20 protein-coding genes are annotated in these 16,731 nt (G+C 72.1%); 15 read left to right on the top strand and 5 right to left on the bottom strand.

The features are described 5' to 3' along the window. Window positions 1–50: 50 nt before the first annotated feature. The 7 genes from ABZ272_RS05490 to ABZ272_RS05460 all read left to right on the top strand — a co-directional run bounded on the left by ABZ272_RS05490 (window position 51) and on the right by ABZ272_RS05460 (window position 6,655). The gene (locus ABZ272_RS05490; RefSeq protein ID WP_355048656.1) at window positions 51–1,310 is read left to right on the top strand and encodes an LCP family protein; all 1,260 of its coding nucleotides are present in this window, start codon (window positions 51–53) and stop codon (window positions 1,308–1,310) included. 221 nt (window positions 1,311–1,531) lie between these two features. Beyond that, a complete protein-coding gene (locus ABZ272_RS05485; RefSeq protein ID WP_355048655.1) occupies window positions 1,532–2,449 on the top strand; it encodes an LCP family protein in 918 nt (305 codons plus the stop codon). A gap of 58 nt (window positions 2,450–2,507) precedes the next feature. Next, on the top strand, window positions 2,508–2,843 hold the full coding sequence (locus tag ABZ272_RS05480; protein ID WP_355048654.1) for a rhodanese-like domain-containing protein: 336 nt from the start codon (window positions 2,508–2,510) through the stop codon (window positions 2,841–2,843). A gap of 10 nt (window positions 2,844–2,853) precedes the next feature. Continuing rightward, on the top strand, window positions 2,854–3,642 hold the full coding sequence (locus ABZ272_RS05475; RefSeq protein ID WP_355048653.1) for a glycerophosphodiester phosphodiesterase family protein: 789 nt from the start codon (window positions 2,854–2,856) through the stop codon (window positions 3,640–3,642). An 83-nt stretch (window positions 3,643–3,725) separates the two neighbouring features. Further along, the gene (locus ABZ272_RS05470) at window positions 3,726–5,180 is read left to right on the top strand and encodes an ATP-binding protein (RefSeq protein ID WP_355048652.1); all 1,455 of its coding nucleotides are present in this window, start codon (window positions 3,726–3,728) and stop codon (window positions 5,178–5,180) included. Between the two features lie 60 nt (window positions 5,181–5,240). Further along, window positions 5,241–5,645, top strand: a complete 405-nt coding sequence (locus ABZ272_RS05465) for an ATP-binding protein (protein ID WP_355048793.1) — start codon at window positions 5,241–5,243, stop codon at window positions 5,643–5,645. 122 nt (window positions 5,646–5,767) lie between these two features. After that, window positions 5,768–6,655 carry a DUF5926 family protein gene (locus ABZ272_RS05460; protein ID WP_355048651.1) on the top strand — a complete coding sequence of 296 codons (888 nt, stop codon included), beginning with the start codon at window positions 5,768–5,770 and terminating at the stop codon, window positions 6,653–6,655. Between the two features lie 28 nt (window positions 6,656–6,683). On the opposite strand, the gene ABZ272_RS05455 is transcribed toward ABZ272_RS05460, so the two are convergent. After that, complete coding sequence (locus tag ABZ272_RS05455; RefSeq protein ID WP_355048650.1) at window positions 6,684–7,913, bottom strand: arginine deiminase; 1,230 nt, start codon at window positions 7,911–7,913, stop codon at window positions 6,684–6,686. Window positions 7,914–8,076: 163 nt separating this feature from the next. On the opposite strand from ABZ272_RS05455, the gene ABZ272_RS05450 reads away from it, so the two are divergent. The 5 genes from ABZ272_RS05450 to pheA all read left to right on the top strand — a co-directional run bounded on the left by ABZ272_RS05450 (window position 8,077) and on the right by pheA (window position 11,521). After that, window positions 8,077–8,817, top strand: coding sequence for a hypothetical protein (locus ABZ272_RS05450; protein ID WP_355048649.1), 741 nt, complete (start codon window positions 8,077–8,079; stop codon window positions 8,815–8,817). Between the two features lie 167 nt (window positions 8,818–8,984). Then, the gene (locus ABZ272_RS05445) at window positions 8,985–9,443 is read left to right on the top strand and encodes a hypothetical protein (protein WP_355048648.1); all 459 of its coding nucleotides are present in this window, start codon (window positions 8,985–8,987) and stop codon (window positions 9,441–9,443) included. Between the two features lie 75 nt (window positions 9,444–9,518). Beyond that, complete coding sequence (locus tag ABZ272_RS05440; RefSeq protein WP_355048647.1) at window positions 9,519–9,908, top strand: ACT domain-containing protein; 390 nt, start codon at window positions 9,519–9,521, stop codon at window positions 9,906–9,908. Between the two features lie 82 nt (window positions 9,909–9,990). Further along, a complete protein-coding gene (locus ABZ272_RS05435) occupies window positions 9,991–10,557 on the top strand; it encodes a hypothetical protein (RefSeq protein WP_355048646.1) in 567 nt (188 codons plus the stop codon). A gap of 10 nt (window positions 10,558–10,567) precedes the next feature. Next, on the top strand, window positions 10,568–11,521 hold the full coding sequence (gene pheA / locus ABZ272_RS05430) for a prephenate dehydratase (protein WP_355048645.1): 954 nt from the start codon (window positions 10,568–10,570) through the stop codon (window positions 11,519–11,521). A gap of 64 nt (window positions 11,522–11,585) precedes the next feature. On the opposite strand, the gene ABZ272_RS05425 is transcribed toward pheA, so the two are convergent. The 3 genes from ABZ272_RS05425 to ABZ272_RS05415 all read right to left on the bottom strand — a co-directional run bounded on the left by ABZ272_RS05425 (window position 11,586) and on the right by ABZ272_RS05415 (window position 13,267). Beyond that, a complete protein-coding gene (locus tag ABZ272_RS05425; RefSeq protein WP_234582643.1) occupies window positions 11,586–12,308 on the bottom strand; it encodes an AIM24 family protein in 723 nt (240 codons plus the stop codon). Between the two features lie 88 nt (window positions 12,309–12,396). Beyond that, window positions 12,397–12,744 carry a metallopeptidase family protein gene (locus ABZ272_RS05420; protein ID WP_355048792.1) on the bottom strand — a complete coding sequence of 116 codons (348 nt, stop codon included), beginning with the start codon at window positions 12,742–12,744 and terminating at the stop codon, window positions 12,397–12,399. A 91-nt stretch (window positions 12,745–12,835) separates the two neighbouring features. Then, window positions 12,836–13,267, bottom strand: coding sequence for an OsmC family protein (locus ABZ272_RS05415; protein WP_355048644.1), 432 nt, complete (start codon window positions 13,265–13,267; stop codon window positions 12,836–12,838). Between the two features lie 186 nt (window positions 13,268–13,453). Between ABZ272_RS05415 and ABZ272_RS05410 the strand changes: the two genes are divergently transcribed. The 3 genes from ABZ272_RS05410 (at window position 13,454) to ABZ272_RS05400 (ending at window position 16,133) form a co-directional block, all read left to right on the top strand. Next, complete coding sequence (locus ABZ272_RS05410; protein WP_355048643.1) at window positions 13,454–14,197, top strand: hypothetical protein; 744 nt, start codon at window positions 13,454–13,456, stop codon at window positions 14,195–14,197. A gap of 302 nt (window positions 14,198–14,499) precedes the next feature. After that, window positions 14,500–15,321 carry an HAD hydrolase family protein gene (locus ABZ272_RS05405; protein ID WP_355048642.1) on the top strand — a complete coding sequence of 274 codons (822 nt, stop codon included), beginning with the start codon at window positions 14,500–14,502 and terminating at the stop codon, window positions 15,319–15,321. Next, window positions 15,321–16,133, top strand: a complete 813-nt coding sequence (locus tag ABZ272_RS05400; RefSeq protein ID WP_355048641.1) for an HAD family hydrolase — start codon at window positions 15,321–15,323, stop codon at window positions 16,131–16,133. Before ABZ272_RS05405 ends, ABZ272_RS05400 begins: the two co-directional genes overlap by 1 nt. Window positions 16,134–16,137: 4 nt before the next feature. Here the strand turns inward: ABZ272_RS05400 and ABZ272_RS05395 are convergent, their stop codons facing one another. Further along, complete coding sequence (locus ABZ272_RS05395; protein WP_355048640.1) at window positions 16,138–16,728, bottom strand: bacterial proteasome activator family protein; 591 nt, start codon at window positions 16,726–16,728, stop codon at window positions 16,138–16,140. Window positions 16,729–16,731 lie beyond the last annotated feature (3 nt).

The raw sequence follows: 16,731 nt of genomic DNA, 5'->3' as shown, positions 1-16,731 counted from the left end.
GATGTACGTACAGTGGGGCCGCCCCCTCCTGATCACGAGCTGGAGCACGAATGCCGGTTCAGGCCAGCCGTCGCCCTTCGTCCACCGGATCCGCCGCGCCGAGCGGCCGGATCGCCGCGTCCATACCGGTGCAGCCCGGCCCGTCGGGCGGTGGCCCGGGCGGTCGCCCGCCGGGTGGTGGCGACAGCCGGACGGGCGGCAAGGGGCCGGCGAAGAAGCGGCCCCGGCGCAAGGACCCGCTCTGGGCCCGCCTCACCGTCATCTTCGGTGCGGTGCTGATGCTCAGCAGCGGGGTGGCCATCGTCGGCACGAAGGTGCTGGTCGGTCAGGCCACCGGCGACATCGCCCAGCGCAACCTGCTCGGCGACGCCGGCAAGACCGACGCCGAGGGTGGCGCGAGCCTGGACGGGCCGATCGACATGCTGCTGCTCGGCGTGGACGCCCGGGAACGCTGGGCCGCCGACGACGTCCGGTCGGACAGCATCATCATCCTGCACATCCCGGCCTCGCACGACCAGGCGTACCTGATCTCGATCCCCCGCGACACCGAGGCGCAGATCCCCCCGTTCAAGAAGAGCGGCTTCCCCGGTGGCACCGACAAGATCAACGCTGCCTTCCAGGCCGGCGCCCGCGGCGGCGGCGGCTGGGAGGGTGGCGCCCAGTTGATGGCCCAGACGATCAAGCGCCTCACCGGCGTCAGCTTCGACGGCGCGGCGATCATCAACTTCGGTGGCTTCAAGAACGTCATCGACACGCTGGGCACGGTCAAGATCTGTGTCAGCCACGAGGTCAAGTCGCACCACATGTCGTTCGTCGACGGCAAGCCGATGTGGAACGCGGACGCCAAGAAGACAGGCAAGTCGATGACCCCGGTGGTGCACAAGAAAGGCTGCCAGGAGATGGAGGGCTGGGCCGCCCTCGACTACGCCCGGCAGCGGTACGGCCTCCCCGGCGGCGACTACGACCGGCAGCAGAACCAGCAGCAGCTGATCAAGGCGATGGCGCGCAAGGCCACCGACGGCGGCATGCTGACCAACCCGGCCAAGCTGAACTCGTTGATCAAGGCGGCCGGCAAGGCGTTCGTCCTGGACACCGGCGGCGTGCCGATCGAGAACTTCATCTTCACCATGCGCGGCGTGACCGCGAACGAGCTGACCATGTTGAAGACCAACAACGGCAGCTTCAACGGCAACGGCAACAACCGTGAGGCGTTGAGCGCGGAGACGATGGAGATGTTCGAGGCGGTCAAGCAGGACAAGCTCGCCGAGTTCGTCTTCACCCACCCCGAGGTGATCTCCGGCCGGAAGTGACGGCCGGGCGTGGCCAAGTCGCGGAAAGCCCGGCGACCGTCCCGTCACTCACCGTAGCCTGACGTGAGCAAGGTTCACGTATCGGCTGCGGGGAGGCGGTCACGTCCAGGTGGGGACGGAACGCGGCCGGCCGGGCACACCCGGCCGGGTCGCGCCGCGCTCGCTGGCCACGCCTCCTGCTCGGCGTCGGACTGGCCCTCGTCCTGCTGGCCGGGCTCGCGGTGGCGGGCCTGAAGACACTGACCCACCGGTACGACCGTACGGTCACCAAGGAGCAGTTGCTCGACGCCGACGCCCGCAGCGACCGGACCGACCTGGACGGGTCGCTCAACTACCTCCTGATCGGCACCGACAAACGTGCCGGCAGCAGCGAGCCGGACCAGCGCTCCGACACCATCCTCATCGTGCACGTACCCGCCGGGCGGCGCGCGGCGTACCTGGTCTCGATCCCGCGTGACCTGCTGGTCGCCATCCCGCCGGCGAACGGCTTCGGCGGCGGCCCCGACAAGATCAACGCCGCGTACGAGCACGGTGGCGGCGGATCGGCCGGCGCCCGACTGCTCTCCACCACCCTGAACCGGCTCACCGGCATCCGGTTCGACGGCGCCGCCCTGATCGACTTCTCCGGCTTCCGGAAAGTGATCGACCTCCTCGGCGGCGTGCAGATGTGCGTCGACACCGAGGTGCGCTCGATCCACACCAACCGGCTCTTCCGGACCGGCTGCCAGCGGATGGACGGGGCACAGGCGCTGGACTACGTACGGCAGCGCTACGACCTGCCCGGGGGCGACTACGACCGGCAGCGCCACCAGCAGCAACTCCTGCGGGCTCTGCTGGACAGCGCCGGCGACGCCGACCTGCGCAACAATCCCGTGAAGCTGGACCAGGTGCTCCGGGCGGTCGGCGGCTCGTTGACCGTCGACACCAACGGCGTACCCCTTGAGGATCTACTCCTCGCGCTCCGCGCGCTGCCGCCCGACGGAATGCGCGGCGTCCAGGTGCCCTCGTCCCCGCAGACCATCGACCAGGTCTCGTACGTGGTGCTCGACAACGGTGGCAACGGGCTGTTCGAGGCGGTCCGGGGCACCCGCGTACCGGACTGGGCGCAGGCCAACCCGCGCTGGGTGACCCGGTTGTGACCGTGGCGACGGCCGGGTCGGTGCCGATCCGGCCCCCGAGGATCTAGTGTTGCTTCCTGTGTTCGGACCCCAGGTTCCCACCGTGCCCGTGACCGAGATCGCTGACGACACCTACCTGCTCGATGTGCGGGAGGCCGACGAATGGGCGGCCGGCCACGCCCCCACCGCTCACCACCTGCCGATGATGGAGCTGCCCGCGCGGCTGGCCGAGGTGCCGACCGACCGGGACGTGGCCGTCATCTGCCGCTCCGGTGGACGATCCGCCCAGGTCGTCGCCTACCTGATCAACAACGGTTGGGGGCAGGTACGCAACGCCGACGGCGGGATGCGCCAGTGGGCAGCGGTCGGCCGGCCAGTGGTCGACGCGAACGGGCAGCCCGGCCAGGTCATCTGAGGCGGGCGGAATGGGCGGGCCACTGGTCTTCGCGCACCGCGGCGCCTCGTACGACCTTCCGGAGCACACCCTCGCCGCGTACCTGCGCGCCCTCGACGAAGGCGCCGACGGGCTGGAGTGCGACGTCCGGCTGACCCGGGACGGTCATCTGGTCTGCGTACACGACCGGCGGCTGGACCGTACGAGCAACGGTCGCGGGCTGGTCAGCGCACGGACTCTCGCCGAGTTGGACGCGCTGGACTTCGGCTCGTGGCATCCGGCCGGCGCGCCGAGCGGTGACCTTCCGCCGGACGAGTCGCACACCCGGCTGTTGACCCTGGCCCGGCTGCTCGACGCGGTGCTCGCCGCCGGGCGGCCCGTCCGGCTGCTCGTCGAGACGAAGCATCCGTCCCGCTTCGGCTCGCTGGTGGAGCGGCGGCTGGTCGACCTGCTGCGGCAGTACGGGCTGGTCGACCCGGCACCGGACGACCCGGTCCAGGTGACCGTCATGTCGTTCTCCCCGCTGGCCGTACGCCGGATCCGGGAGTTGGCTCCGGCGCTGCCCACGGTGCTGCTGCTGGAGGTGCTTCCACCCTGGCTGCGGCTGGGCCGGCTGCCGTTCGGCGCCCGCATCGCCGGCCCGGGCATCGGCCTGCTCCGGGCCCGCCCCCACCTGCTGCCCGCGCTGCGCGCCGCCGGCAACCAGGTGTACGTCTGGACGGTCAACGAGCCGGCCGACGTGGAGATGGTGCTGGCCGAGGAGGTGGACGGGATCATCACGGACCGACCGGCGCACGTCCTTGCTCGGCGGGACCGCTGAACGGGCCTGTCGAGGCGAGCGGGCCGACGCCTGTGCGACAACCGGGGGTGCCGAAAGCCGGGCCGGCGGGGCAGACTCGGCACATGCCGGAGCGTATCGATTTTCCCGCTCTTCTCGCCGGCCACACCGTCGTGATCGAGATGATCAATGCGGGGGACGCGGGCCTGCCGGTCCTCACCCAACTCCTCCGGATGACCCAACCGGCGCTGCGCGCGAGCGGGATGGCGTTCGTCGAGTTCGGTCCGACGGGCGGTCGGGTGATCGCGGCCACCGGCGCGGCGGAGTGGGCGCTGGGCCGCCCGCTCGCGGCGGACGACCCGGACACGGTCCGCCTGCTCTCCGGACCCCGGGTGAGCCAGGTCCGGGTGACCGATCTGAGCGGCAAGCTCGCCGCCGAACTGGCCGGCAGCGGCCTGCACCGGATGGTGGTGTCCCGGGCCGAGATCGGCGGTCACACCGTCGGCAGCCTGCACGCCCTCTATCCGGGCGACGACGAGCCGGGCGCCGAACAGCAGGGGGCCATCGAGTATCTGGCCTCGTGCGTGGCGCACATGTACGGCGACCAGAGCGGACTGCCGGTGCACGGCGACGGGCCGGTGGTGGCGGCGCTCGCCGACGGGCTGGCGGTGGTCGACCGGGACGGGCACGTCCGGCTGTGGAACCCGGCCGCCGTCCAGGTCACCGGACGTACGACGGACCAGGCCCTGAACCGGCCGTTGCCGTTCCCGCTGCCGCCCGCCGGCCAGGTCCGCGACCACCGGCTGCCGGACGGGCGTTGGCTGCGCATCACCTCCGGCGACCTGCCCGGCCCGGGCGCGCTGCGGGTGGTCACCTTCCGCGACATCACCGACCAGCAGCGCCGCGATCACGACCGGGAGCTGTTCGTCGCGGTGACCAGCCACGAGCTACGCACGCCGGTCACCGTCATCAAGGGGTACGCGGACACCCTCACCGACCACTGGGAGTCGCTGACCGACGGCGACCGGCGGCAGGCCGCCCGGGTGATCGGGCAGCGCGCCAACGAACTGGCCCGGCTGGTCGACCGGCTGCTCTCCTCGGCGGCGGAGACGGGGCCCGCGGACGAGCCGCCCACCCCGTTCGACCTCGGTGCGGCGCTGCGCGCGGCGGTCGTGGACCTGCCGGCGGAGCTGCGACACCGGCTGACGCTCCGCCTGCCCGTCGACCTGCCCAAGGCGCTCGGCCACCGTCCCAGCCTGGCCACCGTCCTGACCGAGCTGGTGACCAACGCGGGCAAGTACTCGCCACCGGGCTCCCCCATCGAGATCACGGCCGGGGTCGACGGTCAGTTGGTCGCGTTCCGGGTGAGCGACCGCGGCATCAGCATCCGGCCGGAGCACGTGGAACGGGCGTTCGACCGGTTCTGGCAGGGCGAGTCCGGTGACCGGCGCGGCTACCCCGGAGCGGGGCTCGGCCTCTATCTCGTCCGCCGGATCGTTGAACAGCAGAATGGATGGGTATCCCTACGTCCGAGGACCGACGGCGGTACGGTCGCAGAGGTGCGGCTACCGCGCGGTTGACCTGCGGGGCGCGACGTGGAGGCGACGGTGGCGACGGCGGCGAGGGATCGGGCGTGGTGCGTGGTGGTTCCCCACCACCCCGCCGGCGCACGACTGGCCCGGCATCGGCTCGCCGACGACCTGGCGGACGTCGTGCCCCCGGCGCTCCTCGCGGATCTGATCGCGGTGCTCGCCGAACTGGTGGGCAACTCGGTCCGGCACGCCCACCCGCTGCCCGGCGGCGTGGTCCGGGTGGCCTGGCGGCTGCGACCGTCCGCCGACGGCCCACGGATCCAGTTGCGGGTGACCGACGGCGGCGCGGCCACCGGCCCACGGATCCGCACCGCCGGCCTCGACGCGGCGGACGGGCGCGGCCTGCACATCGTGGCCGGACTGGCGACCCGCTGGGGCGTCGAGCGGGACGGCATGGGCCAGCGCGTCTGGGCGGAGTTCGACCCCACTCCCCGGCTGGTCGCGGCGAAGTAGGGCCTGTTCCATAAGGGCGGTCGAACCGAGGCAGAGGCCGGGCAGTTCTTCTGACACAGGCCCTGGCCCCGGTGGCGGGTCCGGGCCACGGCACGAGGCCGAGGGCTCTAGGCTGTGACGCCGTGAGCAAGCGTCGAAAGAGCCAGCGAGCAGCCACCGACACCACTCCCCGTCGGGAGAAGGTGCGGGACGTCTTCGTGCCGCGTCCCTTCGAGGGCCTGGTCGACGAGCCCGAGTGGATCGCGCTGCGCGAGCTGGTGCCCGCCGCGTCCGCCCCGCTGCGACTGGCGCCCGCCCTGGTCGAGGAGTTCGGCGACCGGTCGGCGACCCTGGCCACGGTGCTGCCGATGGCGGCGCCGGCGGTGAGCAAGCCGGACGGCCAGGTGCTCATCGGTCTGCAGCGTCACCAGCAGTCCGGCGATGTCTCCCGGGACCTGGCCGAAGCGCTCCTCAGCGCGCTGCGCACCGAGCCGGGCGGCCAGGTGTCCGTGCCGCCGCTGCCCGGCCCCGGGCCGCGACTTCAGGACATCCTCGTGGACGGCCCGCTGGAGATCAGCATGCACGACGGGTTCGAGTTCTGGCTCGATCCCGGCGCGACCGACGACCCGGGCGTCCAGGCGTCCCTGGAGCGGGCGAACGCCGCCATCTACCCGACCGTCCGGATGACCTCCGCGAAGGCCGCGTACTGGTGCCAGGTCCCCGAGAAGGCGCACGTGCGCTGGGTGCTGCCCGACGACGAGGACGCCGCCCTCGACGCGCTGGCCCGGCTCGGCGCGGCCGGCACGCTGACGCTCGGCGAGCAGACCAAGTTCGCCGGGATGTTCCGCGCCCACGGCCGGCTCGTACCCGTCTGGGACCTCCCCGAGGACACTCCGGCGATCGAGTGGGAGGACCCGGTGGCGCAGTTCGCCAAGCGGTACGCGGAGGCTCTCGCCAACACCGAGGCGTTGGACGCCGCCGGCCGGCGCGCCCGCCAGGGGCTGCTCGGCCGCCAGCTCACCCTGCGCTGAGGCGTTAGGAAGGGGCCCTTGCTAGGCACTAGGCGTTAGCAGGGGCCCCTTCCTTCAAAGGGGCGCGGACGATCGGGCAGGACATGCAGCGCGGGCCTCCCCGGCCGGAGCCCAACTCCGAACCGGCGATCGGGATGATCTCGATGCCGGCCCGCTCCAACTGCGCGTTGGTCTCCGTGTTGCGCTCATAACCGACGCACAGCCGGGGCGCGAGGGCGAGGGTGTTGTTGCCGTCGTCCCACTGCTCCCGTTCCGCGGTCACCGGGTCCAGGCCGGTGTCGATGACCCGGAGCTGGTCCAGGTCCATCGCGTCGGCGGCGGCTCGCAGGAAGGGCGCCGGGCCGTCCACCCGTGGGTCCTCGCCGTCCGCGCCGGCGATGACGGTGTACGCCGAGAGCGTGCTGGCGATGTTCGGATACATCAGGACGGCGTCGACGTCGACCATCGTGCAGACGGTGTCCAGGTGCATCGTGGCGCGCTTCTGGGCGATCGGCACCACCAGGATGGTGTGGGCCAGGCCGGCGGCGAAGACCTGCCGGCCGAGGCGTTCGGCGCCCGCCGGGGTGGTCCGCTCACCGACCCCGACGGCCAGCACGCCGGGTGCGAGCAGCAGCACGTCCCCGCCCTCCAGGTGTTCCAGGTCGGGGCGGTAGACGAACTCGGTGCCGGCGAACCGGGGGTGGTGCCGGTAGATGGCGTCGGTCAGGGTGGTCTCCCGCCGGCGGGCCGGCATGGCGAGGCTGGTGACACCGACCCGGTCGCCGATCCACAGCGACGAGTCCCGGGTGAAGAGCAGGTTGGGCAGCGGGTCGATGACGAAGTCGTGCCGGTCCATCAGGGTGTAGACGAGACCGCCCGGCCGCTCCGAGCTGATCCGCAGCTCCTCGTGGGCCAGCCCGGCGGTCAGCACGTCGGCCAGCGCGGCCGGGTCCAGGTAGGCGAGGTGGTCGGCGACCCGGGCGCGGAGCGTGTCGCCGAGGCGGCGCGAGCGCAGCACCTGCTCGGTCAGTTCGGCGCGGGCGTCCTCGACGGCAAGCGTCTCGGCCAGCAGGGTGGCCAGGTACAGCACCTCGACCCCGCGCTCGCGCAGCGCGGCCGCGAAGGCGTCGTGCTCCTCCTGGGCGCGGCCGACCCAGGGGATCGCGTCGAACAGGAGCGAGTCGTTGTTGCGCGGGGTGAGCCGGGCCAGTTCCGGGCCGGGCCGGTGCAGCAGGACGGTGCCGAGCCGGCCGACTTCACTGTCGACGTAGTGGGTCACTCCCGCAGCGTAGGGCAGGGTTTGGCGGCATCCGAGAAAAGAACTGTGGATGAATATGGCATTCATCCACAGTCACTCCGGCGTTCCGGCTTGCCGAACACCCACAGTGGCAACGTAGGGTAGTGAGGACATAACTTCGAGGGACCTTTTGCCGGAGGTCGCGATGACTGTCTTTCCCGCACGACGAGCCGTACCAACCGCACGGGCACTGCCGCCCATCGCGGTGCCCCACCCCCGCGTCGAGGCGCCGGGGGCTCTCGAACCGGTCCGCCCCACACCGCTCGAGTGGGCCCGACGCCGCCGTGCCGAGCGGGGCGCCCGTCGGCTGGAGGCGGCCGGCGCGCGGGCACTCGGTCAACTCGACCACCTCGGGCCTTCCTGGCACGTCATCGAGTGGCCCCGCACCGACGTGGCGGACGTCCTGCTCGACCGCGCTCAGGACGACCGCGCCGGTTTCCTCGCCATCGGGCCGAGCGGTCTGTTCGCGGTGACCATCGCCGACCACGGCCGGGCCCGGGTGCTCGTCGCCGGGGACGTCGTACAGATCAACGGGAAGCGGCCCCCGTACGTGACCGAGGCCCGCCGGGACGCCAAGCGGGCCAGCAAGGCCCTCTCCGACGCGGTGGGGCTGACCATCCCGGTGACGCCCGTGCTGACCTTCGTGGGTTCCGGCGTGATCAGCGTCTACGGCCTGCCGAAGGACTGTCTGATGGCCACCCACCGGGAGCTGGACCGGCTCCTCGTGGCCGGTGGCAACCGGATCAGCCCGACCACGGCCGAGAAGCTGGCACGGGTGGCACAGCACCCGAGCACCTGGCTGAACGGCACGTACCGTCCATCGGCCGACTACCGGTGGTACGAGGAGGGCCGAACGGCCGCTGACAAGGCGGCCCACCGCCGGTAACGTCACCGGCGACGCCACGCGGCCCCGGTCCCCCACCTACCCACCGGCTCCCGCGCCGTCGCCGGCCGCCCGGAGTTCTCCGCTGCGGCGCGGTGACCCGGCTCGCTCGGTGAATCCGTCGTCGACCGGCTAGCGTGGACAGTCCGTCGTTGTACATAGGAGGCGCGGTGGCCCACGTCGAACTCTCGCTCTCAGAAGTGTTCGTGCCCTCGGCCCGAGCCTCGACAGAGTCTGAGTTCGACAATGTCGGCCAGTGGTCCTCGACAGTCGGGCGGGCGGACGAGCCCTGCCTGCTGATCGACGCCGACACCCGTGTGATGGCCATCTCCACCGCCGGCTGCGCGTTGCTCTGCCTGGGCGAGCCCGCCGGCCTGATCGGGCGTCCACTGCTCGACGGCGGCCTTCGCCTGCTCGACTTCACCGCGAACCGCGGCGAGCTGACCGAGGCCGAGATCGACAAGATTCCGCCCCTGCTGGCGCTCTCCTCCGGCCGGCTCGCCCGGGGCCTGCTGCGGGTGCAGGCCGCCTCCGGCGGCGGGCCTGACGCGACGGTCGACGCGATCTCCACGCCGGTGCTCTCCGACGGCGTCGTCGCGGGCTCGCTCACCTTCTTCTCCGAGGTCTGACCTGCGGCGCGATGTGGTGTTCGCCGCACGCGGCGATGCCCGGGCGGGCTCGGTTCCACGCCGTAGGGTGCCCTCATGCTCGATATCACTCTGCTGCCGGGGGAGTACGCCGTGTGCCGGCTGGGTGGCGGCACCGCCCTGCCGGAAGGGTTGTCGAGCGGGCTGGGTCGCGCCGACGTGGTCACGGTGAGCTGGACCGCCGACGGGATTTCGGTGATCTGCCCGGCCGATCGGTTGCCCGACGAGGCCGTGGCGGAGACCACCTGGCGCTGCCTCCGCGTCGCCGGTCCGGCGGGCGTGGACGGCACCGGCACACTCGCGGCGCTCGTGGACCCACTCGCCGCGGCCCGCGTCAGCGTGGTCACCTTCTCCACCTTCGACACCGACTACGTGCTGCTGCCGGCCGTCCGACTGACCGAGGGCACGACCGCGTTGGTGCGCGCCGGACACCGCGTCCTCGGCTGAGCTTCACCCGGCCGACCGCTCGCCCTACGATGGGCTCGGCCACCCCGGCCGCGACGTATCCCGATGTCCCGAGGACCGGCCCGTGCCGTTCAGCCCACCCCGCCGCCCGTCCGCCCCCACCGCGCCCGCGTGGGCGGCGCTGCTGGCGCTTCTCACCATCGGAGCGCTGACCGGCTGCGGAGCACCTCCGGAACTGCGTGACCCGGCCGGCGTGCCCACCGGAGCCAGCAGCCCCAGGCCGTCGGGCCCGACCGGCGTCGCGACGGGTACACCCTCGACCGCGCCGACCGCACCGCCACCCGCCACCGGCGCGGCCACCCCGGAGCCGGGCCTGGTGGCGACGGCCTGCCGGAACGGGCCGACCGGGCAGCGGGTGGTGCAGTTGCTGCGCGGACCGGCCTCGGTGCTCCCGGACAACGTCCGGGTCCGGGTCCGCACCGGCCCGTTGTGCGCCGGGGACTGGCAGTACACCGTGCTGGAGGTGACCGGGCACGAGGAGCTTCAGGTCGTCACCCAGGGCGGGCCGACGGCTCTGCAACTGGTCACGGCCGGCACCGACGTGTGCACCATCGAGGTCCGGGCCACCGGGCCGGCCGGAATCCGTACGCTCGCCTGCGATCCATCTCCAGCGGTCGGACCGGGTGCGTAGTCTGGGCGGCATGCCCGGAACACCGCCTACGCGCTACGTCTACCTCGGCCCCGAGGGCACCTTCGCCGAGCAGGCCCTGCGCACCATCCCAGCAGCCGAGCACGGCTCCCGTACGCCGGCTCGCAGCGTCGGGGAGGCGCTCGACAGTATCCGGGCCGGAGAGGCCGACGCGGCGCTCGTACCGCTGGAGAACTCGATCGGCGGGGCGGTCGGCGTCACCCTCGACGAGATCGTCGAGGGTGAGCCGCTGGTGATCACCCGCGAGGTGGTCCTGCCGGTGGAGTTCGTGCTCGCCGCCCGTACGGGCACCGCGCTGTCGGCGGTCCGCTCCATCGCGGCACACCCGCAGGCGTCCACCCAGTGCCGGGGCTGGCTGCGGGACCACCTGCCCGATGCGACGGTCGTCGATGTCCTCTCCAACGGCGCGGCCGCCGCCGGCGCCGGGTCCGGCGAGTACGACGCGGCGATCTGCGCGCCCATCGGGGCGGCCCGGCACCGGCTCGCGCTGCTCGCCGACAAGATCGCCGACCACCCCGACGCGGTGACCCGGTTCGTGCTGGTCTCCCGTCCCGGGCCACCTCCACCGCCGAGTGGCGATGACCTCACCTCGCTGGCCGTCTACATCGCTCACGACCGGGTGGGCGCGCTGCTGTCGGTGCTGGTCGAGCTGGCCGTACGCGGGGTGAACCTGACCCGGATCGAGTCCCGCCCGACCGGTGAGGCGCTGGGCCGGTACGTCTTCTTCCTCGACTGCACCGGGCACGTGGCCGACGTACGCCTGGGTGAGGCGTTGCAGGGGCTACGCCGGGTGTGCGCGGAGGTCCGCTTCCTCGGGTCCTATCCCCGCCACCGTTGGGTCGAGGCCGGCGAGCGGCGGGTGCCCGCGCCGGCCGGCCTGTCCGACGTCGACTACGCCGACGCGGCGGCCTGGCTGGCCCGGCTACGCACCGGCGAGATGAGCTGACCGGGCCGAACGCCGGGGCCCTGGGGGTGGGGTGCTCCGGAGCGCGCCCCACCCGGATCGGCGCTCAGCTCAGCAGGCCGCCGAGCAGGCCACCCTCCTGCTGCTGCTGACCGCTGCCCATGACGGGCGGCTCCTCGGACGGCTGCACCACCACGAAGCCCTGACCGGCGAAGCTCATGGTGAACGACTCGCCGGTGCGCCGGCCGAGCAGCGTGCCGAGACCGAGCTGCTCGGCACGGTGGTAGCCGGTCTGGAGGTTGGCCGACCAGCAGACGGCGGCCTGCGGGTCGACGTACGTCGGGGCGTCCACGTTGAGCACCACGGGGGTGCCCTTGGTCGTGATGGCGATCCGGCCGTACCCGCTGAACACGCAGTTGAACAGCCCGGACGAGGAGGCCATGCCGGCGCCGCCGACCATCCTGATGTCGTACTGCAGGGTGGAGTCGAAGGCGAGCACGCTGGAACCGTTGATGGAGAGCGCGTCGCCCGGCTCCAGGTCGATGATGTGGACGTCCTTGGCCAGTTCGGCGAGGAAGACGTCACCCTGGCCGGTGACCTTCATCAGCGGGACGCCCTCGCCGGTGAGCTTCTGCTTGAGGAACTTGCCGAGGCCGCCGGAGCCCAGGGCCTGGAACTGCACGTTGCCCTGGTAGGCGACCATCGAGCCGACTCGGGCCATCGCCTCGCCGTTGAGCTCGATCTTCAACATCTTGGAGTTCTGCAGACGCATGCCCGCCTGCGCCGACTCCTTCTCCAGATTCTCCGCCGAGAACAGCTCGCTGCGCATGAAAGGTGCCTCCTGAAATGGTCGCGATCGCTGCATCGACCGTAGGTGACCACGGCAACCGGAGGCGATCGGTTCACCGGCTGGCGCGTCAGCCCCAGCCCAGGGCGTGCAGCCGCTCGTCGTCGATGCCGAAGTGGTGGGCGATCTCGTGCACCACGGTCACCGCCACCTCGTCGACGACGTCCTCGTCGTTGTCGCAGATCCGCAGGATCGGGTGGCGGTAGATGAAGATCCGGTCCGGCAGCACGCCGGAGTAGTCCCAGCCCCGGTTGGTGAGCGCGTGCCCCTCGTAGAGGCCGAGCAGGTCGGATTCACCCGGCGGTGGGTCGTCCTCGACGAGGATCACCACGTTGTTCATCAGGCCGAGAAGCTCTTCAGGCACCTCGTCGAGGGCGTCAGCGACCAGCTCCTCGAAGCGCTCGCGGGTCATCTCCACCGGCACGACGTTCATTCTGCCCGATGCGGGACCGGTCGGCCGGGTCGCGCTCGGCGACCCGGGCCGGGGTCCACGTGTGCGGGTCGCCGGGTCAGGCGGCCAGGCGGGCGGTGAGGGTGATCTCGGCGCCCGGCGAGAGCAGGCGGGAGATCGGGCAGTTGGCCTTGGCGGCCTCGGCGAGCTTCTGGAACTCCGCCTCGTCGACCCCGGGCACCTGGCCGACGGTCTCGAGGTCGATCCGGGTCACGCTGAACCCGGCGTCGGTCTTGTCCAGGTGGACCTTGGCGGTGGTCTCGACCGAGGTGGGCGTGGTGCCGGCGTCGGCGAGGGCCTTCGAGAACGCCATCGAGAAGCAGCCCGCGTGCGCGGCGGCGATCAGCTCCTCGGGGTTGGTGCCCTCGCCCTCCTCGAAGCGCGACTTGAAGGAGTAGTTGCCGGACAGGCCGCCCTTACCGGTCCGGACGGTGCCGGAACCCTCGGTGAGATTGCCCTGCCATTGTGCGGAAGCGGTACGGATAGGCATGTTGAGAACGCTAGCGGATACGTGACCTGCGGGCGACCGACCGGCACCGACGACCGCCCTGCGATTCCCGTCACCGTGATCGGCCGCGCGGCGGACGTGGGCGGGCGCGCGGTGTCGACGGCAGCGCTACGACCGGGGGCTGTGCCATGATTCGACGCAGGCCCGCGACCGGCGGAGGGATGGCCGATGCCCGAGGATCTGCCCGTTCCGCGCCAGGGAGACTCGCCCGACGCGCCGGCTGTGATCGAGTGGGGCGCCGACGAGCCCGCGCGGGCACGCCGCTTCGGTAATCCCCTGGTCGGCCTGACCCGTGACCCTCGCCTGCCGCTGCTGCTGGCCGGCCTCGGTGCGGTCGCCGGGATCGCGTCGATGATCGGCGAGTGGCTGCTGACGACCGTCCCGAGCGGCGGGCCCGAAGGGCCCAACACGATCGAGGTGCCCGCCAGCGTGTCCGAAATCGGTGGCTTCGGGGTCGCCTATCTCGCCGGCCTGCTCGGCCTGGCCTGCGCCGTGGCCCTGGCGCTGGGGGGCACGGCGGCGGTTCGTGCGAACGCGCGGCTGGTCGGCCTCACGCTGGCCGGCGCGCTCCTGGCGTTGCTGGTCGCCGCTGCCGCGACGCTCCACGACACCGGGGAGCGGGCCCTTCTCTACTCGCCCGAGGAAGAGTTCCGGGTCGAGTACGGCCGCGGTCTCGTGCTGGCGTTCGTCGCGTGCGTCCTCTTCGCCGCCGCCCTGCGACTGGCGGGGGCCGTACCGACCCGCGCGTCGGCGGGGCCGGCTGACGACGATGCCCGGGCCGCCGACGTACCCGCGATGCGGTCCTGGCGTCGCCGCCCGCACCCGGGTCCACTCGACGACGGCCTACCTCCCCCCGCCGACCTGACGGTGGAACCAGCCACCCCCTTCGCCCGCCCCGAAAACCCCACCTGACCCCTGACCCCACCGCACCACCGCACCACCGCGCCGATCTTGCGGTTTCTGTCGTCACATAAGACGCACAAGCCAACAAATCAGCCGCCGAAAGTGCAAGATCGACGGGGCGAGGGGCGAGTGCGCGGGACGGGCGCGAGGGCGGGGTTGGACACCTCTCGGGTGCCGCGCGTTGGTGCCCGATTCGCCGGGAAGCCATGGTTGCGACCCTTTCCGCGAGGTACGGTTGCTGCCCGCCGTCACGCCGGGTCTCGACCAGGACCGCACGGCTGGCTGCGACGGCGGCGGGCGAAGGAGGAACGATGACCCGCCCGGGACTGCCCAAGCTGATCGCGACCGACCTCGACGGAACACTCGTCCGCAGCGACGACACCGTCTCCGCGTACACCCATGGGGTGCTCGACCGGGTGCGGGCCGCCGGTATTCCGGTCGTCGGCGCGACCGGACGCGGCCCTCGCCTGACCGAGCTGACCCGCAACGACATCCGCGCCGCCGACTTTCTGGTGATGGCTGGCGGCGGACGTGTGGTCGACCAGAGCGACCCGGCCGGCCCGGTGGTGCTGCGCGACGAGCGCCTGCCCGCCGAGGTGCTGGCCCGGTTGCTCGCCGACCTGGAGGCCGAGGTCGGCCCGCTGACCGTGATGGTCGAGGCGTCCGACGAGCACGATGCCCCGCTCTGGGGTGACTACCACCCGAGCTGGCCCTACCAGGACCGGTTCGAGGCGCGTACCCGCGACGAGTGCCTCTCCTGTGACGTGCTCAAGGCGTTCGCCAGGACCGCCGACCACCACGTGGACGAACTGCTGGCGGTGGCCCGCCGGATCGTCGAGCCGCAGGTCGCCACGCTCACCCAGGCCGGGCTCGGTTTCATCGAGATCTGCCCGCCCGGGGTGGACAAGGCGACCGGGCTGACCGTCGTGGCGCAGACGCTCGGGGTCGACCCGGCCGACGTGCTGGTCTTCGGCGACATGCCCAACGACCTGCCGATGTTCGAGTGGGCCGGCTGGTCGCGGGTGGCGGTCGCCAACGCTCACCCCGACGTCCGCGCGGCGGCCGACGAGGTGACCCTGCGTAATGATGACGACGGGGTGGCGGTGTATCTGGACCGACTACTCTCCCGATGATGGGAGAGACACCCCGGCTGGTAGCCACGGACATCGACGGCACGCTGATCCGCGACGACCACACGGTAAGCGCGCACACCGCCGACGTGCTCGCGCGGATCTCCGCGCGAGGCACGCCGGTCGTGCTGGTCACCGGCCGCCCGGTCCGCTGGCTCAAGATGGTGTACGACCAGCTGACCGAGCCCCTGCCGGCGGTCTGCGCCAACGGCGCCGTGGTCTACGACCCGTTCAACGACGAGGTGTTGCGGGCCGACCCGCTCGCGCCACAGCACCTGGTGGAGGTGGCCCGCCGGCTGCGCGCCGAGGTGCCCGGCATCCGCTTCGCCGTGGAGATCCTGGACAGCCGGGAGATGCGTCACGAGGCGGACTACCCGCTGCGCTGGGATGCCGACGCCGACGCCATCCGGCCGATCGAGACGCCGGAGGAGTTGCTCTCCGTGCCAGCGGTGAAGCTCCTCGCCCGTGCCGGCGAGCAGGACCCGGACGCGTTCGCGGCGCTGGTCGCCAGGGCGTTGCAGGGGTTGGCCGAGGCGACGCACTCGTCGTCCTCGGGGCTGGTGGAGATCTCCGCGGCCGGGGTGACCAAGGCAGCCGGGCTCGACTGGTACTGCGACCGGCTCGGCGTGGCCGCGGCGGACGTGGTCGCCTTCGGCGACATGCCGAACGACGTACCGATGCTGAGCTGGGCGGGGCGCGGCGTGGCGGTGGCCAACGCGCACCCCGCCGTCCTCGCGGTCGCCGACGAGGTGACCGGTTCGAACTCCGAGGACGGCGTGGCCGCGTATTTGGAGAAGGTCTTCGGGGTCCAGTGACCGGTCAGAGGTACTGGCCGGTGTTGTGACCCTCACCGCCGCCCGGCTGGCCGATGCCCGGCATGCCGGGGACGACCCCGCCGGGGCCGCTGGGCAGCGCCTGCCGGCCGCCGCGCATCTGCTCAAGCTGGACCCGGGCGGCCATCTGCTGGGCGACCAGGGCCGCCTGGATGCCGTGGAACAGGCCCTCCAGCCAGCCGACGAGCTGGGCGTGCGCGATGCGCAGCTCGCTCTCGCTGGGCGCCTTGTCCTCGGTGAAGGGCAGCGAGATCCGCTCCAACTCGTCGCGCAGCTCGGGCGCGAGACCCTCCTTCAGCTCGACGATCGAGCGTTCGTGGATCTCCCGCATGCGGTGCCGGCTGGCGTCGTCCAGCGGGGCGGCCTTGACCTCCTCCAGCAGCTGCTTGATCATGCTGCCGATCCGCATCACCTTGGCCGGCTGCTCGACCAGGCGGGTCGGGTCCTCACCGTGGCCCTCCTCGGTCTGCACGGCGCCGATCGGCCGCCCGTCCGGTCCGACCACCACCACGGTGCCGGAGTGGCCGGAGTCGTCGGGGCCGGGCTGGTCGTTCTGCTCAGCGGTCATGGAGTCCATCTT

Origin of the sequence: Micromonospora sp. NPDC005979, from assembly GCF_040614415.1 — a bacterium.
Taxonomy (GTDB): domain Bacteria; phylum Actinomycetota; class Actinomycetes; order Mycobacteriales; family Micromonosporaceae; genus Micromonospora.
The sequence above is the reverse complement of the archived record's forward strand: the minus strand, read 5'-3'. Positions and strand labels throughout refer to the sequence as shown.

Bases quoted from the DNA above. Each gene is read 5' to 3' on its own strand.
- ABZ272_RS05410 (WP_355048643.1), top strand. From the start codon at position 13,454: ATGCCCGAGGATCTGCCCGTTCCGCGCCAGGGAGACTCGCCCGACGCG.
- ABZ272_RS05395 (WP_355048640.1), bottom strand. From the start codon at position 16,728: ATGGACTCCATGACCGCTGAGCAGAACGACCAGCCCGGCCCCGACGAC.
- ABZ272_RS05415 (WP_355048644.1), bottom strand. From the start codon at position 13,267: ATGCCTATCCGTACCGCTTCCGCACAATGGCAGGGCAATCTCACCGAG.
- ABZ272_RS05405 (WP_355048642.1), top strand. From the start codon at position 14,500: ATGACCCGCCCGGGACTGCCCAAGCTGATCGCGACCGACCTCGACGGA.
- ABZ272_RS05490 (WP_355048656.1), top strand. From the start codon at position 51: ATGCCGGTTCAGGCCAGCCGTCGCCCTTCGTCCACCGGATCCGCCGCG.
- pheA (WP_355048645.1), top strand. From the start codon at position 10,568: ATGCCCGGAACACCGCCTACGCGCTACGTCTACCTCGGCCCCGAGGGC.
- ABZ272_RS05440 (WP_355048647.1), top strand. From the start codon at position 9,519: ATGCTCGATATCACTCTGCTGCCGGGGGAGTACGCCGTGTGCCGGCTG.
- ABZ272_RS05425 (WP_234582643.1), bottom strand. From the start codon at position 12,308: ATGCGCAGCGAGCTGTTCTCGGCGGAGAATCTGGAGAAGGAGTCGGCG.
- ABZ272_RS05400 (WP_355048641.1), top strand. From the start codon at position 15,321: ATGGGAGAGACACCCCGGCTGGTAGCCACGGACATCGACGGCACGCTG.
- ABZ272_RS05475 (WP_355048653.1), top strand. From the start codon at position 2,854: ATGGGCGGGCCACTGGTCTTCGCGCACCGCGGCGCCTCGTACGACCTT.
- ABZ272_RS05450 (WP_355048649.1), top strand. From the start codon at position 8,077: ATGACTGTCTTTCCCGCACGACGAGCCGTACCAACCGCACGGGCACTG.
- ABZ272_RS05470 (WP_355048652.1), top strand. From the start codon at position 3,726: ATGCCGGAGCGTATCGATTTTCCCGCTCTTCTCGCCGGCCACACCGTC.